The sequence below is a fragment of the Methylophaga sp. UBA2689 genome (genome assembly GCA_002354555.1).
Lineage (GTDB): Bacteria > Pseudomonadota > Gammaproteobacteria > Nitrosococcales > Methylophagaceae > Methylophaga.
Genome location: DELT01000056.1, coordinates 24,641 through 40,652 on the forward strand (window position 1 = coordinate 24,641; position 16,012 = coordinate 40,652).

Below are 16,012 nucleotides of genomic sequence, written 5' to 3' on the forward strand. Positions count from 1 at the left end.
CACACGCAACTGCGAAATATTGCTGCTGCCCCCGAAATGGTTATTCGTTATATGTACCCGATAGCAGGAAATGAACAGGCTATTGGTCTGAATTACCTTCGGGAGCCCACACAAAAAGATGCGGCTGAACGTGCGAGACTAAATCGAAAACTGGTACTGGCTGGTCCTCTTGAGCTTAAACAGGGTGGGATCGGATTGATTGCTCGTATTCCTGTCTATCTTAACGATGAGAAAGGAGATGAATATTTTTGGGGCATTATTTCAGCCGTTATTGATGTTGAGGCGTTTTTTGAGGCCTCAGGCCTTAAGGATAAGACGTTACCAATTGATATAGCCATTCGGGGGAAGGATGGTCTTGGTACCGCTGGCGAAGTATTTTTTGGTGACGCTTCCCTTTTTAAAGAACCGGTCTTAACCATGCCGCTGACCTTACCGGACGGCTATTGGCTGCTGACAGGACAACCTGAAGGTGGCTGGAAAACCATTAATAATGATGTATGGCAATCCAGAATTCTGGTGTTTGGTGTTGCATTGGCCATTTTTGCCTTGTTGACTGCTTTTGTTCGCTTCATGTTTACAGCTTCTCTGGCCAATCTGAAGTTTCGTCAGGTAATAGACTCATCTCCCATCCCCTACATTATGGTGGCAATGGATCGGAAAGTAAGTTTTATTAACCCCGCTTTTACCGAACTCTATGGCTATAGCACTGCCGATCTGCCTACTCTTGCTATTTGGTGGAATAAAACCGATATCAATCAGGAATATTTGAGAAAAATAAATGCCTGGTGTGATTCGACCATTGATGCCGAGGAGTTACCTGAGCACTCTGTTGAGATCAAAGTTCACTGTAAAGATGGCACACCGCGCGATGTATTGCTTTCAGTCTCACCGCTGGATGATGCTGTGAACAGAGAGCTGTTACTGGTGGTTTATGACTTAACCAGCCGTAAACTGGCAGAACAGAAAATTCACTTTTCTGAGCAGATTTTCAGTCAGGCACATGAGGGAATAGTGGTAACCGATACCCAGGGACGTATTTTGGAAGTTAACCCGGCTTTTACTGAAATTACCGGCTTCACCGCTCAGGATGCGTTGCAAAATACACCGGCCATAATGAAATCAGGCAAACATGATGATGTTTTCTTTGAGGAAATGTGGCGGAAGCTGGAAAATCACGGACATTGGCAAGGTGAAATATGGAATCGGCATAAAGATGGACATTTGTATGCATTGCAACTGACCATCACGGCGATGACTAATCCCCAAGGCCTCAAGCAATATTACGCAGGCTTGTTTTCCGATATTACCCAATCAAAAACGCAGCAGGAAAAGCTCGAACTGATGGCACATTACGATGTGCTGACTCACTTGCCAAACCGGGTGTTATTTGCTGACAGATTCAGTCAGGCTGTGTCTCACAGTCAGCGTTTAGGTACCTGGTTAGGGATTTGTTTTCTGGATTTGGATGATTTCAAACCGGTCAATGATACCTATGGCCACAATGTGGGTGATTTATTGCTGATTGAAGTGGCTGACCGGCTACGTGCCAGCGTCAGGGAGGAAGATACTATTTCCCGCTTCGGTGGTGACGAGTTTGCTATTTTATTTCGTGATATCAATTCCTATGAGCAGTGTGAGCAGCTGCTCATCAGATTGCATCAGACCCTTGCAGAGCCTTATTGGATAGATAACCGAAGCATTACGATCAGTGCCTCCAGTGGTATCGCCCTGTATCCAATGGACAATGTGGATTTGGATACCTTGCTGCGTCATGCTGATCAGGCAATGTATCAAGCCAAGATCACTGGGCGCAATACTTCCAGAATGTTCAATCCTGAACTAAACCAGCAGGTTATCCAAAAGCATCATGTAGTACAGCGGTTACGTGAGGCGTTGTTAAACGATGAATTTGTCTTGCATTATCAACCGGAAATAAATATGCGAACCGGCGAAATAATTGCAGTAGAGGCTTTGATTCGCTGGCAGCACCCGGAGCGTGGATTGTTGTTCCCTGGCGACTTTTTATCAGATATGGAAGGCTCTGAGCTGGAGTTTGAGCTGGGCCTGTGGGTTATCAATTCCGCTCTGCAACAACTTCAGTACTGGCAGCAGGCCGGTTTGGATATTGTGGTAAGTGTCAATATTGCAGCAAATCATCTACATGCCAATAACTTTATTCAATCTTTACAACAGATTTTAAATCGTTATCACGATATTCGGCCGGCATCGTTGCAACTGGAAATCCTCGAGAGCAGTGCATTGGGTGATGTGCCCACACTCAGTCGCATTATTGATGATTGTCGTCATCGAGTAGGTGTTTTGATTGCACTTGATGATTTTGGTACCGGCTATTCCTCGCTAACCCATCTGCGACATTTGGCGGCTAACTCGGTGAAAATTGACCAGAGTTTTGTACGGGATATGCTGGAAGATGACAGTGATTACAATATTGTTGATGGTGTCATTAGTCTGGCCAAGGCATTTAATCGGCAAGTGATTGCTGAGGGGGTCGAGACCGTCGAACATGGTTTGATGCTGTTATCGATGGGCTGTGATCTTGCGCAGGGTTATCAGATTGCCCGTCCTATGCCGGCTGAACATATTTTGAACTGGTGTCATGAGTATCAATTGCAGGAGGAATGGAAAGCGTTTCACCAAAAATAACGTGTTAAAGAGATACAGCACACATTTTATTTTCACATTGCGTTCACAATCCACACTTTATGTAGGGTTTTTATTTTATAATGAATTTATAATTTAAATTTGATGCTTATTTAAATGACATTGACCTTAAGGGATAAAAGTGGAAGCTAAAGAGATAAATCAGGATGGTTTGCAAGGCATTGATTTTAATATTCCGGCAAAACCGGAAATTTTGCTTGAACTGGAGTTGGAGCAATGCAAAAAGTACCCTTCCATGAGTGGCATTGCGGAAGTGATTGTAAAAGACGTTGCGTTGGCTGGGAGTGTTATAAAGATCGTCAATTCCGCCGCCTATGGTCAAAAGCGTCATATCAGTAATATCAAAACCGCAGTCAATATGTTGGGTATTGATTCAATTTTGCGGCTGGTCAGTTTCTTTCAATTACGAAAGGTTTTAACCGCAAAAGCTTCCATTTCTCTGGAGAAATTCTGGGACACCAGTATGCAAACAGCCAATATGATGGCTATTACGCATTCCTACTTCAATAAAACTGAGCATTGCAGCCGTGAAGATGCCTACTCGTTTGGTTTATTCAGGGATTGTGGCATCCCGCTAATGGCTATCAAGTATGACAACTACAAAACGGTGTTAATGGAGGCTAACAGCTCCCCACAACGCAAATTTACCGATATTGAGGAAAGCTACTTTCCCACCAACCATGCCATTGTCGGATATTTCATTGCCAACACATGGCAACTACCTAAATTTCTTCCTGAGCTGATTTTGCGCCACCATGAGCAAAACTTTACCCATGATAAAGACGTGACTTATGCACAAAAGGCATTATATGCATTGAGTAAGATTGCCAGTAATGCTCTTAGTAAACATAAGTACAATCATGATGACTGTGAATGGCTTTTGGGAAAAGAGGCGGCACTTGGCTTTTTCCAAATGAGTGACCTGGATTATCAGGAATTAGAAGCGGATCTGATTGATGCCTATTGTGTCCTTTATGGGTAACAGCCTATATAAATTCGTTTGAAAAATAATCAGGATGAAATATGTCTCGAGATTTAACCAGATGGCTCTTGATTACATTGATGGTATTACCGGTTATCACTGCCTGTGCATCACGTACTCAGAGTAATTACTACCGAGATGAAATTGGCGAGATTATGGCGGTTGAAGATGTCTGGATCATCTCATCACGGATGGTCAGAATTGAAGGGCTCGGAGATAAACGTCCAGGTTGGGGCGCTGCAGTTGGTGCAACAGTTGCCGGAGCTTCAGCTTACGGAATTACCCAGGCGGATAATCCTGCAGGAGTTGCCATTACGATTGTGGCGCTGGTGGGCGGAGCATTGGCTGGACAGTTCTTTGATGAAAAGATTAAGTCTGAGCTGGGGGTTGAATACATTCTGGATAAACCCGCGGGCAACAAAATAGCAATTGTTCAGGCGGTCGAAAGTGCTGAAGAAATGTTACCCGCTAGAACTCCGGCCTTATTGATACGTGGGAAAAGTGGTTACTATCGCGTTATTCCCCAGTAATTCTTTTTTTCAACTAACTTTAAACCGTTTAACTCTGATGTTTGAAACGGAAGATTTTTATGCCAGACCAAAGTTTTATCATTCAATCGAGAAAACAATGGAGCTCTGAACCGGCCTTTATAGCATCGATGGCAGCAGCAGCTGTTGGGCTAGGTAATCTGTGGCGGTTTCCTTATATTGTGGGCGAAAATGGTGGTGGCGTCTTTGTCATCGCTTATTTACTGGCCTTATTTATCGTTGTGTTACCCATTATGATGCTTGAAGTAGCAGCCGGACGTCTTACCCATGGGAATACCGTTGCCACATTCAGACAAGTCAATCGTCTGGGAAGCTATTACGGCTGGTTGGTTGTGACCATTACTATTGCGATTACCAGTTATTATTTAGTTATTACCGGTTGGACCCTGGGCTATGCCATTGATGCCAGCCGGGGTGAGTTAAGAGTATTTGATCAGTTTACCGAGGGGTATAACAGCTTCTGGTATTTTCTGGTCATTATCGGGTTGGCCTCTATCGTCCTGATTAACGGTTTGAAATCAATTGAGCGATTATCAAAACTTCTGATGCCGTTGCTTTTGACGGTAATGATCTTTTTGGTAGTGATGGCCAGTAAAACCTCTGGCTGGGAACAGACCATTAATTTTTTCTTCAAGTTTGACTGGTCTAAAATGACCAGCGGCGAATTATGGGTTTTTGCCTTCGGCCAGGCTTTTTATACGCTGGCAATTGGCCAAGGCTATCTAATCACCTACGGAAGTTACATTCCGCGAAAAACCAACCTTCCCAGAGCGTGCATTATCGTCGCGGTATTTCAGACCTCAATTGCCTTGCTTGCCGCATGGATGATCTTTCCATTTGTGTTCAGTCAGGGCTTGTCTCCAGAAGAAGGTACCCAATTGGCTTTTGCAACAATGCCTAAAGTGTTTGCAGAAATGTCAGCGGGATGGTTCATTGGCATTGTTTTTTTTGTCTTGTTTTTTGCCGCTGCCTTCACCTCCACGCTGGCAGGATTAAAGGTCGTCGTATCAGCTTTTGCCGAGGAGTTCGGCATCACTAATTTTAAAGCGGTTATGCTGGTGGCGTTGGTTATGTTGATTTTTGGCTCGGCCTCCGCTCTGAGTTTTACCCCAATGAATTTACAGATAGCGGGTGAACCGGTGCTCGACATGGTCGATAGGATTGCCGGGGGCAATATTATTATCCTGTCTGGCATCATCGGCGCTGCATTGTTTTGCTGGTTCATACCTCCGGCCAAAATTCATTCGGTTTTGGGGACGTATTCACATTGGTGGGAATGGCGAATATATCTGGTTGGCCGTTTCCTGCCGATATTCATGTTAATCACTATTCTCATGAAGTATTTCAGTTGATCTTTGAACAGATTATTGATGAATCAGATGTGATAACCACTTTTGGGTTAACCTGAGTAAATTTGTTTCAAGCATTGCTGTGCTAGGCTTGACGGGTAATTAATCATTGCAGGGAGCTCATTCTGAATATGCATGATAAAAAAATTATCCGTCCGGAAGAAAACTGTTGGCGTTATGTTCAGGCTGACAGAGCCTCCTTGTTGGTGGATGGAGAAAACTACTTTCGTACCCTGCATACTGCAATTTCACAAGCACAATCTGCCGTTTATATTCTTGCCTGGGATATTGATAGCCGACTGAGACTGGTGCGAGGGGAAACCCATACGGATTTGCCTGCGGAATTAGGAGAGTTGATTAATGCCGTTCTCAAGCAGAAGCCGGAGCTAAATATTTATATCCTCAACTGGGACTGGGCAATGCTCTATACGCTGGAGCGGGAATGGCTACCCCTGTTTCGCCCCGGTTGGAAAAAGCAGCCCCGATTACATTATCAGCTTGATGGTGAGTGCCCATTTGGTAGTTCTCAGCACCAGAAAGTGGTTGTTATCGATGATAAAATCGCTTTCTGTGGAGGTATTGATCCGGGTAAACATCGCTGGGACAGCAGTGAACATGCACCGGACGATCAGCGTCGTATTGATCCGGATAATGAGCTCTATCCCCCTTTTCATGATATGCAGATGATGGTTGATGGAGAAGCGGCAAAGAGCCTGGCAGAATTGGCGCGGCAACGTTGGCAAAAAGCAACGGGTCAGCATCTCGATCCCCCCTCCCCAAACCAGGATGATATTTGGCCTGACGATATCAACGTTGATTTTCGACAGGTCAATATTGCTATTGCCCGAACCCAGCCGGAATTTAAGGGGAACAGGGAGATTACCGAAGTTGAAATACTTTACCTGGATGCCATTGCGGCGGCCCAAAAACTTATCTACATAGAAAATCAGTATTTTACCTCCTGGAAATTGGCGGAGGTTTTAGCCCAGCGACTTACGGAGCAAGATGGTCCGGAGGTCGTTATTATCTGTCCCAGAATGACCGGTGGCTGGCTTGAACAACACACAATGGACGTGTTGCGTTCAAGAGTAAGCCGAAAGCTGTGTGATGCCGATAAATATGACCGTTTGCGGATCTGTTACCCGCATTACGAGGCATTAGGCGATACTTACATCAGCCTGCACAGCAAGATGATGATTGTTGATGATGTGTTTTTGCGAGTGGGCTCAGCAAATTTAAGTAATCGCTCCATGGGGCTTGATAGTGAATGTGATTTGGCGATTGAAGCAGAAAATGCAGAACAGTCTGATGCGATAAAAGCTTTTCGCCAGCGATTGCTGAGTGAGCATCTTGATGTTTCAGCGAATGAACTTGAGGAAATGCTAGCAGAGCATGATTCGCTGATCTCGTTAATTAATTCTCGTGAACAGTTTCCACGAACCTTGAGAAGGTTGGATTGTGAAATTGACGAAAGCATCGATGAATTAACCCCCACAGCTGATTATATCGATCCTGAACGCCCGGTAGACTCGGTTGAAATGAGCCGGAAGCTGGTACCAATTGACGAGCCAAAATCACCTAAAAAACAGATCATTATCGCCGCATTAGTATTATTGGCCGTCATTGCAATGACGGCTTTATGGAAATGGACACCACTAAATGACTGGTTAACGGCTGAAAATCTTCAACAATTGATCGAGACCCTCAACGACTATCCTTTTACCCCCCTTATTGTTATCACCGGTTTTGCTATTGCAGGCCTATTCGCAGTGCCGCTGACCTTACTGGTCGTCGCCGTTGCGATAAGTTTTGGTGCCTGGCCGGGAAGTATCTACGCTATTCTGGGGTCAATGCTAAGTGCGATTTTGGGATATATCGTTGGCGAGTGGCTGGGTCGGAGAAGTGTGTCGCAAATGGCCGGATCAAAATTAAACCGACTGTCCAAACGCTTGGCCAATCATGGTGTGATGGCTGTTATTACGGTTCGGATTATTCCCGTCGCGCCCTTTGTGTTGATAAATCTGGTCGCAGGTGCTTCCCATATCAAATTAAGAGACTTTATCTGGGGAACGCTGCTAGGGATGTTGCCGGGGATTTTAGCAATAACCGTTTTTGCGAATTCGCTGTTAAGAGTCGTTCAACAGCCTGAACCATTAGAAATTACTATTTTTGTATTGGTGGTTTTAGGGATTGGTAGCTTGATGTACGGTGTCAAAAGATGGCTGAACAGAATTTCGACAGACACGTGACCCAAATAAAACAACCAATTACCCTCAAGATCGCTACTTATAATATTCATGCCTGCATAGGGGCGGATGGACAATTTGATCCTGCCCGTATCGCTGCCGTTTTAAAAGAAATCGATGCCGATATTATTGCTTTACAGGAAGTAGAACACCATTCGATTGATGAGCTGGACTTACTGGAGTATCTGGCCTATCAGACGGGGCATGAAGCTATTGCCGGTCCGACATTGTTTCGGGAAACCCGTCATTACGGTAATGCCCTGCTAACAAAATTACCATTAAAGTCATTCAAACATATTGATTTAAGTGTTGCTGGTTTCGAGCCGCGAGGAGCTATCGAAGCTACTTTTGATGTCGCCGGCTATGAACTACAGGTGATTGCAACCCATTTAGGGTTGAAGTCGGCAGAGCGACGTTGGCAGGTGAAGCAGTTACTGGATGTTAAATCACAACAGGAAGCCGATATCAGCTGTTTACTGGGTGATGTAAATGAATGGTTGTTATGGGGGCGTCCATTACGTTGGTTACATAGACACTTTAGCGCCCCACCACACTTAGCCACTTTTCCGGCACGCTGGCCAATTTTCGCTCTGGATAGAATCTGGATTGCTCCGCAACGCAGCAAAATTAAACTCTCAGTTCATAAATCTGTTTTAGCAAGACAGGCATCAGATCATTTGCCGCTGGTTGCCGAGATTGTTTTCTGATCGCTATCAGGCACATTAAATAACCCGTCTTAGGCATTGCTCTGCAGCTAAATGTCGACTATCTTTGTTAAGATAACTTCAGAGGCATGTATGACCTATTGTGTAGCCATTACCTTAGATGCAGGATTAGTGCTGACATCCGATTCCCGAACCAATGCCGGAATCGATCAGGTGAGTACCTACAGTAAGATGACCCGGTTTGAGACCCATGCTGATCGATGTCTGGTATTAATGAGTGCAGGTAATCTGGCTACTACGCAATTTGTGGTTGAACAGATTCATCGCGATATTCGCGAAACTCAGGCGCGTAATTTAAATACCTTAAGTTATCTTTCCGATACCGCCGATTACATTGGTGAAATCCTCAGTAGTCGAATCCGCCGTTATTCTGAAAATGAAGCATCTGGCTTTGCCCCGGAAGCCACGTTATTGCTGGCGGGTCAGATTCAGGGGGGGCCTCCGCAGGCATTTATGATTTATCCGCAGGGTAATCACATTACCAGTTCCAAAGAAACGCCTTATCTGCAGATTGGCGAGAGCAAATATGGCAAGCCGGTATTGGATCGTTTTATCCGTCCGGATACTTCTTTACTGGATGCAGCCACCTGTTCACTGATCTCAATGGATTCGACCATGCAGAGTAATGTCAGTGTCGGCCCACCCATTGAAGTGCTGATGTACAAAAAAGACAGTTACAATGTTAGCAATCACTACCGGTTTGGAGTAGAACATCCATACCTTATTGAATTGAGGAAGGCGTGGGGTGATAAGCTTCGTCAGGCCTTTACCGAGATGCCCAGGTTCAGTGAGCAGTAAAAAATCAGTCGTTAAAGGTTAAATTTCATGCATTAGATCATGGATAAATTGCAGCTTTTTCTGCACTGCGGTAGACACCACAAATGGATAGGCATCAGCATTGCCGATACTTCTGTTCAACGCGTTCAACACCAACACCAGCTGCATCCATTCTGATAACCAGACATGAAATTCCCGATCCGTTTCGGGGGGACGAATAACCTCAAATTCCACCGCTGTTTCCAGTGTTTCATGCATCAACAGATAATGTGCCCAGGTTTCAGCCCAGTCTTCCAATGCATGAGCACTGGCGTAGGCTGAAATAAACTCCTGCTGAAAATCTTCAGGAGGTCCAGCCTCGTAATAAGCTGCCAAAGCATGAGGATAATCAATAGTGTCATCACCGAATAATGCTTTAAACGCATCATAAATCGGCTGGTTTTTTATCAGTTTTTCCCAGTAGAAATGCCCGATTTCATGACGGAAATGACCTAATAACGTGCGATAAGGCTCATTCATGGCCTCCCGGGTTGCTTCACGATAGCTGTTATCAGCTTCTGAAGCATTTAACGTGATGATACCTGCCGCATGACCACTGAAAACCTGCTCATGACCGTCAATCGGATTACTTATCTGGTCTTCCAGAAAATGAAACTGCAGTTGCTGTGTATCAGTGGATGGCCATTGATCTATTGGTAAACCCAACCGGAGCAAGCCATACAGCATTCTCCTTTTAGCCGCTTCCAGTACCGACCAGCGTTTAACGTTATACGGGTAGTTCTGATTAGGTATGACACGGGTTAACCGACAGGATAAGCATTGCGTAAAGTTATCATCCGCCTGCAGCAACCAGTTGCACTGCATCAAATGTTGATGATGTACACAGCGTTTATAACGTTTGTCCGGATTTTCCACCGAACGGAACTGGCCTTTGTAAGGCTCGATACTGAGGATACTTTGCTGTTCGGTATCAAATCCTAAAATGCTGTTACAGCTGTTGCAGTAGGTATTATCAAAAAAAACTTCTTGCCCGCAATGACAATAAAAACGTTTCATGCGACAGATCTATCGGGATGGAACCATTTTTGACTTATCTGAGAACTCAATTCAGCAAGTTTTGCCTGTAATTCATCCATCCGGGTATAAATCATCTCGGCTGGAAGCTCTTTCAGGTTTTCATTAAACATTTCAGACATAATTTTTTGATGATGTTCCAAAGTTGATGCTGCCTGTGGCAATGGCCATAAATACCGTCCAATTGCTTTAAGCGAAAAGAATAAAGAACGTGGAAAAGCCTCATCTCGAATCAGAAAAGTTAATACGCCATCGGCGTTAACGGATGAACTGTAAGTCTGAGTGTACATCTGCTGGGCACTTAATGCGCGTAATAAATGTGTCCATAAAATCCCTTCTGCTGCACGCATTGATTCACTGCGGTTTTCAGCCATCAGTAATGAAGTCATTTCAAGGATGCGACTGGTCATATCGGCGCGTTCCAGATGCTTGGCCGTTTGCATAAAATGATAGGCATGGTTGCGGCTCATATGATTAACCAATATGCCCCACACGGTCTGACAGCGTTCCATAATGGTCAATAGCAATTGCTGACGGCGTCGACGATTACTGATCGCGGCCATTTCATTTTTAACCAATAGATACAGCTCATTTACCTGCTCCCAGGTTTCTTCCGGAAGGATGTCTAACGAGGTTCGGGCATTTTCCCGAACGGCGGATAATGAATTAAGTAACGATATCGGGTTATTGGGTTCCGCCAGCAAAAATTGCATCACATTATTTTCATTAATTTGTTCAAAGTTGGCGTGATAAAACATTTCAGCATCAAAAATAGTGACTAAGGTAAACCAGTCAATTTCGACGTCTCTGGGCAAATCCATCAGCAACCCGGTATGGACATTGATTAAACGGGCGGTATTTTCGACCCGCTCCAGATATCTGGCCAACCAATAAACCCGTTCAGCAACCCGCGACAACATCAGTTAAGCCCTCCAAAATGTGAGTCATCCACTATCCAGGTGTCTTTGCTGCCGCCACCCTGTGAAGAGTTGACGACTAACGAACCTTTGACAAGGGCAACACGTGTTAAGCCTCCGGGCGTGACATAGTTATTTTTACCGGACAGGATAAATGGCCGTAAATCTACATGACGAGGCGCAATATGATCGCCGCAGCTGGTGGGTGATACCGACAATTTGAGGGTCGGTTGAGCAATATAGTTATTGGGATCGGCAATTAATAGCTGGCGAAACTCTTCAATTTTCTCTTCACTGGAATGCGGCCCGACCAGCATGCCATAACCACCAGACTCATTAGCAGGTTTGACGACAAGATCCGGCAAATTGTCGAGAACGTGCTGAAGTTGGTGCGGATCTCGACACATCCAGGTCGGTACGTTGGGCAATAAGGGTTCTTCGTTAAGGTAATAGCGAATCATTGCCGGCACATAGGCATAGATCACTTTATCGTCAGCAACACCGCAGCCGGGCGCATTGGCAATAGCCACTTTCCCTTCACGCCAGGCTTGCATAATTCCGGGAATGCCAAGTGTGGAATCCTCTCGGAACACCAGCGGGTCAATAAAATCATCATCTATGCGTCGATAAATGACATCAACTCGTTCGAGGCCATGAATGGTTTTCATATAGACATAACCATCATTGCCAACGGTCAAATCGGCGCCTTCCAACAAGATCAACCCCGCTTGCTGAGCTAATGCGGCATGCTCAAAGTAAGCTGAGTTATAGATTCCCGGCGTTAGTAAAACCATTTTTGGATGGGATACGTCGTCCGGTGCCAGCGAAGCCAGCATTGCTGAAAGATGTGATGGATAATCATTTACCGGGCTGATATGCAGTAATTTGAATAATTCCGGTAATACCCGTTTGGTGGTTTTGCGGTTTTCCAGCATATAGGCCACACCGGATGGCACACGCAAATTGTCTTCCAAAACATACATCGTGCCGCTGTCATCACGCACTAAATCCGAACCGCAAATATGCGCCCAAATGCCATGCGCCGGTTGCATGCCTTTGCATTGAGGTCGGTAACCTTTGGATTGCAAAACAACATCTTCCGGAATCAACCCATCTCGAATAATATTGCCATCGTTGTAAATATCATTGATGAACATATTTAAGGCACGAATTCGTTGCACCAGCCCCTTTTCGGTGCAGTCCCATTCACCTTTGGGAATGATGCGGGGAATGATATCGAAGGGCCAGGCACGATCAATATTACCGGCGTCGCTATACACCGTGAAGGTAATCCCCCGCTCAAGAATTTCGAGTTCAGAATCAACTATACGCTGCGCGAATGCCTCTTTACGCATGGATTTCAGATAATCCAGCAGTTTATAACTGAAGTGTCTTGGCTGATGTTGGTCGTACATCAGCTCATCGTAGAACTCTCCGGGATCATAATCACGCCACAGCTGCATCATGCTCATTTCCCTTCTTCAGATAGTCATGATAATGGGACTGCAATAGTTATGCCCTAAATCCTGGCCAAGCCCTAATGCATCCCATCACATGATTTGTTTGTCTTTTATATCCACCAGCAGTGGTGGATATAAAAATCAACAGACTCCAGCTTATTCATAGGTAATTACTGCTGTAATAAGGCAGCCCAGCCTTTTTTCTGCATACAGCCTAATAATCCACGGGTAACCAGGCTCATATTCGCTTCAGGCGAGTGTTCTTCACCTAATTCAGCTGTACAGGCTTTACTGTCATTCATTAATTTTTCCGGTCCAGCACCCGCACGCCACCAGGAATTAACCTGTAATTTTTCCATAGGATCCGCAGGTTTATCGTCAATTTCTGCCATGGCATCATCCGCTATCGAAATGGTTTTGCTTTCACCTCGACTTAGCGGAATCAAGGGCTTATCTGCACTAACGACTAACCAGCCTTGCTGTTGCAAGCATTGATCAATTTCTTTTTCAGAACGGAACTCTGTCTCACAGCGATCTTTTTCACTTTGAAAATCTGTCGCAGTCGCGCCCCGTTTATAACTGAATTCTCCCCCACAACCCGAAATGACTAACACGCTACTGAACAAAATCAGCGAACCGATTACCTGAATGCTTTGGGGTTTCATTTTTCCTCCTTAACAACCTGTTATTTGAAAGCGTGTTCTCAGAGTAACTGAAACCCTGCGTAACCCATGTACGCAATTTGACGTATTTAAGCACCAGAGCCGGCTGACTAGTATGGCTCTCGAAATGAATGGTTGATGAGCACCGAGGCGAATTCAACAAAACGCTTAATTCTGGTGAGATTTTCGGGAGAAGAAAAATGAAAAAACTGAACAAAGTTGCATATCTGGTCGCCTTGGCCACAACCACTACTCTGGCCCCAGTGGCGACTACTCATGCTGCTGGCACGATTACTTTTGGTGAAGATCAGTATGTCAGTGTTGGTTTTGGTTTGCGTGGCAGCTATAGCAATCTTGAAGATGCCGCAAATGATGGCGGCAATACTAATGATTTTGAGCTGGACAGTGCACGTTTGTATGTTTCGGGTTCATTAAATAAATACATCAAAGGGATGTTCAACTCTGAAAAATCAGGTGGAAATGATTCTTTCCAGATTATTGATGCGGCCGGTATTTTCCAATTTACCCCAGATATGGCGATTTGGGCAGGTCGTTTCCTGTCACCAAGCAGTCGGGCAAATATGGCAGGCCCTTACTACACATCAGGTGATGGTTATTGGGCAAATATTACTGCACGTTACGGCTGGAATGGCGGCACTATCGGTCGTGATGATGGTGTAGCTCTGGTCGCCACTGCATTTGACCAACGCCTGGCTTATTCTTTCGGCGCTTTTGAAGCTGACAAGATTTTTGAATTCAGTGGTGTTGGAGACGTTACCAATAATGCCAATCAAGATGATGACCTCATGTATGCCGGGCGCTTGCAATACAGCTTCTGGGATAAAGAGCCTGGATACTACGGCACAGGTAACTATCTAGGCACCAAAGATATATTCACTATTGGTTTAGCAGGCCGTCATAAAGGCGATGGTTCAGCTTCAGCAACTGAAGTAGGTGATTACTCACAGTGGACAGTTGATTTGCTCATTGAGAAGAAACTGGCAGCAGGTGCTGTATCGCTGGAAGCCGCCTATTTCGATTATGACACTGATGATGTCTTCCTATCAGAGCAGGGCGATGCTTATTACGTAAGTACTGGTTACATCTTTAACCAAAAAGTTGGCTGGGGCCAATTTATGCCATTCGTTCGCTACCAAAGTTTTGATTCTGATGCTGGTGAAACCGAGCGTACAGATTTTGGTGTGAACTACTTCATTGATGGCTATAACGCATCTGTTACCGCAGTTTATCGTGATCTGGAAAGGGATGGCTTAGCTGATCAAGATCAATTCGTCGTTTCAATGCAGCTGCAATTTTAATCCAAATATTACCTAGAAAAACGTTTCTTCAACGTAGGAGATACCGATGAAAACATTAGTAAAACTTGATTTAGATAAAAAGCCCTGGGAACAGGACGGTCAAATCCATAATCGCTGGCATCCTGATATTCCGATGATTGCCATGGTCAAACCGGGCGATGAATTCCGTGTGGAATGTATGGATTGGACTGGTGGCCAGATCGGTAACAACGACAGTGCCAATGACATTCGTGATGTGGACTTGTTACAAGTCCATTATCTCAGTGGCCCGATTGGGGTGGAAGGTGCAGAGCCTGGTGATTTGATGGTGGTCGACATCTTAGATGTCGGTACTTTTGAAGATTCACAATGGGGTTTTAACGCCTTCTTTTCAAAAGAAAATGGCGGTGGGTTTTTAACCGATCATTACCCTGAAGCACGTAAATCCATCTGGGATTTTAGCGGTATTTACACCACTTCACGTCATGTGCCGAACGTTAAATTCGCAGGCATTATGCACCCCGGTTTGATTGGTTGTTTGCCATCGAAAGAGATGTTGGCCGAATGGAACAAACGTGAAGCAGAATTGATTGCAACCGAACCGGATCGGGTTCCACCTTTAGCACTGCCACCAAATGAACAGGCTGCAGTAATGGGGCGTTTAAAAGGTGATGAAGCATCTAAAGCAGCAAAAGAAGGTGCCCGTACCGTTCCCCCACGTGAGCATGGCGGTAACTGCGATATCAAGGATTTGACCAAAGGTTCAAAAATCTACTTCCCGGTTTATGTGAAAGATGGTGGCTTGTCCATGGGCGACCTTCACTTTTCACAAGGTGATGGCGAAATCACTTTCTGTGGTGCTATCGAAATGGCCGGTTATCTGGATATCAAGGTTAGCCTGATTAAAGACGGTGTGAAGAAATACGGCATTAAAAACCCACTGTTCAAAAACAGTCCTTTAACACCGACTTACAGTGACTTCCTGATGTTTGAAGGGATTTCAGTTGATGAGCAAGGTAAACAGCATTATCTGGATGTACATGTTGCTTATCGTCAAGCCTGCCTGAATGCCATCGAATATTTGAAGAAATTCGGTTACACAGGTGAGCAAGCACTATCGATTCTAGGTACCGCCCCGGTTCAGGGTCATATTAGCGGCGTAGTGGATATTCCGAATGCCTGTGCCACGTTGTGGATTCCGACCGAAATCTTTGATTTCAACATCAACCCGACGGCAGATGGCCCATCACAATTTGTCACCCAGGGCTTTGACTTAAGTTCGACTTCTTAAG

13 protein-coding genes are annotated in these 16,012 nt (G+C 45.0%); 9 read left to right on the top strand and 4 right to left on the bottom strand.

All coding sequences use genetic code 11. The features are described 5' to 3' along the window. The 7 genes from B3M51_RS05985 to B3M51_RS06015 all read left to right on the top strand — a co-directional run. Nucleotides 1-2,664, top strand: a 2,664-nt coding sequence (locus B3M51_RS05985; RefSeq protein ID WP_292757554.1) for a bifunctional diguanylate cyclase/phosphodiesterase, incomplete at its 5' end; no start/stop codon positions are given. Nucleotides 2,665-2,803: 139 nt separating this feature from the next. Beyond that, nucleotides 2,804-3,664, top strand: coding sequence for an HDOD domain-containing protein (locus B3M51_RS05990; protein WP_292757556.1), 861 nt, complete (start codon nt 2,804-2,806; stop codon nt 3,662-3,664). A 41-nt stretch (nt 3,665-3,705) separates the two neighbouring features. After that, on the top strand, nt 3,706-4,194 hold the full coding sequence (locus tag B3M51_RS05995) for a hypothetical protein (RefSeq protein ID WP_292757557.1): 489 nt from the start codon (nt 3,706-3,708) through the stop codon (nt 4,192-4,194). 59 nt (nt 4,195-4,253) lie between these two features. After that, nucleotides 4,254-5,564, top strand: a complete 1,311-nt coding sequence (locus tag B3M51_RS06000) for a sodium-dependent transporter (protein ID WP_292483237.1) — start codon at nt 4,254-4,256, stop codon at nt 5,562-5,564. Between the two features lie 128 nt (nt 5,565-5,692). Further along, entirely contained in the window at nt 5,693-7,810 is a 2,118-nt protein-coding gene (locus B3M51_RS06005) for a VTT domain-containing protein (RefSeq protein WP_292757558.1), read from the top strand. Then, the gene (locus tag B3M51_RS06010) at nt 7,780-8,514 is read left to right on the top strand and encodes an endonuclease/exonuclease/phosphatase family protein (protein WP_292757560.1); all 735 of its coding nucleotides are present in this window, start codon (nt 7,780-7,782) and stop codon (nt 8,512-8,514) included. The genes B3M51_RS06005 and B3M51_RS06010 overlap by 31 nt, the downstream gene beginning before the upstream one ends. Before the next feature lie 90 nt (nt 8,515-8,604). Next, entirely contained in the window at nt 8,605-9,330 is a 726-nt protein-coding gene (locus B3M51_RS06015) for a proteasome-type protease (RefSeq protein WP_292483243.1), read from the top strand. Between the two features lie 18 nt (nt 9,331-9,348). Here B3M51_RS06015 and B3M51_RS06020 read toward each other — a convergent pair whose 3' ends face one another. The 4 genes from B3M51_RS06020 to B3M51_RS06035 all read right to left on the bottom strand — a co-directional run bounded on the left by B3M51_RS06020 (nt 9,349) and on the right by B3M51_RS06035 (nt 13,425). Next, on the bottom strand, nt 9,349-10,365 hold the full coding sequence (locus B3M51_RS06020; RefSeq protein ID WP_292757562.1) for a zinc-binding metallopeptidase family protein: 1,017 nt from the start codon (nt 10,363-10,365) through the stop codon (nt 9,349-9,351). Continuing rightward, nucleotides 10,362-11,303: an alpha-E domain-containing protein gene (locus B3M51_RS06025; RefSeq protein ID WP_292483247.1), complete on the bottom strand. Its 942-nt coding sequence runs from the start codon at nt 11,301-11,303 to the stop codon at nt 10,362-10,364. The genes B3M51_RS06020 and B3M51_RS06025 overlap by 4 nt, the downstream gene beginning before the upstream one ends. Then, nucleotides 11,303-12,766 carry a circularly permuted type 2 ATP-grasp protein gene (locus tag B3M51_RS06030; RefSeq protein ID WP_292757564.1) on the bottom strand — a complete coding sequence of 488 codons (1,464 nt, stop codon included), beginning with the start codon at nt 12,764-12,766 and terminating at the stop codon, nt 11,303-11,305. The genes B3M51_RS06025 and B3M51_RS06030 overlap by 1 nt, the downstream gene beginning before the upstream one ends. Nucleotides 12,767-12,930: 164 nt before the next feature. After that, nucleotides 12,931-13,425, bottom strand: coding sequence for a hypothetical protein (locus tag B3M51_RS06035; RefSeq protein WP_292757566.1), 495 nt, complete (start codon nt 13,423-13,425; stop codon nt 12,931-12,933). A gap of 197 nt (nt 13,426-13,622) precedes the next feature. Between B3M51_RS06035 and B3M51_RS06040 the strand changes: the two genes are divergently transcribed. Next, on the top strand, nt 13,623-14,741 hold the full coding sequence (locus tag B3M51_RS06040; protein WP_292483252.1) for a porin: 1,119 nt from the start codon (nt 13,623-13,625) through the stop codon (nt 14,739-14,741). Nucleotides 14,742-14,787: 46 nt separating this feature from the next. After that, nucleotides 14,788-16,011: a formamidase gene (gene fmdA / locus B3M51_RS06045; RefSeq protein WP_292483254.1), complete on the top strand. Its 1,224-nt coding sequence runs from the start codon at nt 14,788-14,790 to the stop codon at nt 16,009-16,011. Nucleotide 16,012: the final 1 nt, after the last annotated feature.

What these genes read in the sequence shown, in the direction of transcription:
- B3M51_RS05995 (WP_292757557.1), top strand. Translation starts at nt 3,706, where the DNA reads ATGTCTCGAGATTTAACCAGATGGCTCTTGATTACATTGATGGTATTA.
- B3M51_RS06000 (WP_292483237.1), top strand. Translation starts at nt 4,254, where the DNA reads ATGCCAGACCAAAGTTTTATCATTCAATCGAGAAAACAATGGAGCTCT.
- B3M51_RS06005 (WP_292757558.1), top strand. Translation starts at nt 5,693, where the DNA reads ATGCATGATAAAAAAATTATCCGTCCGGAAGAAAACTGTTGGCGTTAT.
- B3M51_RS06010 (WP_292757560.1), top strand. Translation starts at nt 7,780, where the DNA reads ATGGCTGAACAGAATTTCGACAGACACGTGACCCAAATAAAACAACCA.
- B3M51_RS06015 (WP_292483243.1), top strand. Translation starts at nt 8,605, where the DNA reads ATGACCTATTGTGTAGCCATTACCTTAGATGCAGGATTAGTGCTGACA.
- B3M51_RS06020 (WP_292757562.1), bottom strand. Translation starts at nt 10,365, where the DNA reads ATGAAACGTTTTTATTGTCATTGCGGGCAAGAAGTTTTTTTTGATAAT.
- B3M51_RS06025 (WP_292483247.1), bottom strand. Translation starts at nt 11,303, where the DNA reads ATGTTGTCGCGGGTTGCTGAACGGGTTTATTGGTTGGCCAGATATCTG.
- B3M51_RS06030 (WP_292757564.1), bottom strand. Translation starts at nt 12,766, where the DNA reads ATGATGCAGCTGTGGCGTGATTATGATCCCGGAGAGTTCTACGATGAG.
- B3M51_RS06035 (WP_292757566.1), bottom strand. Translation starts at nt 13,425, where the DNA reads ATGAAACCCCAAAGCATTCAGGTAATCGGTTCGCTGATTTTGTTCAGT.
- B3M51_RS06040 (WP_292483252.1), top strand. Translation starts at nt 13,623, where the DNA reads ATGAAAAAACTGAACAAAGTTGCATATCTGGTCGCCTTGGCCACAACC.
- fmdA (WP_292483254.1), top strand. Translation starts at nt 14,788, where the DNA reads ATGAAAACATTAGTAAAACTTGATTTAGATAAAAAGCCCTGGGAACAG.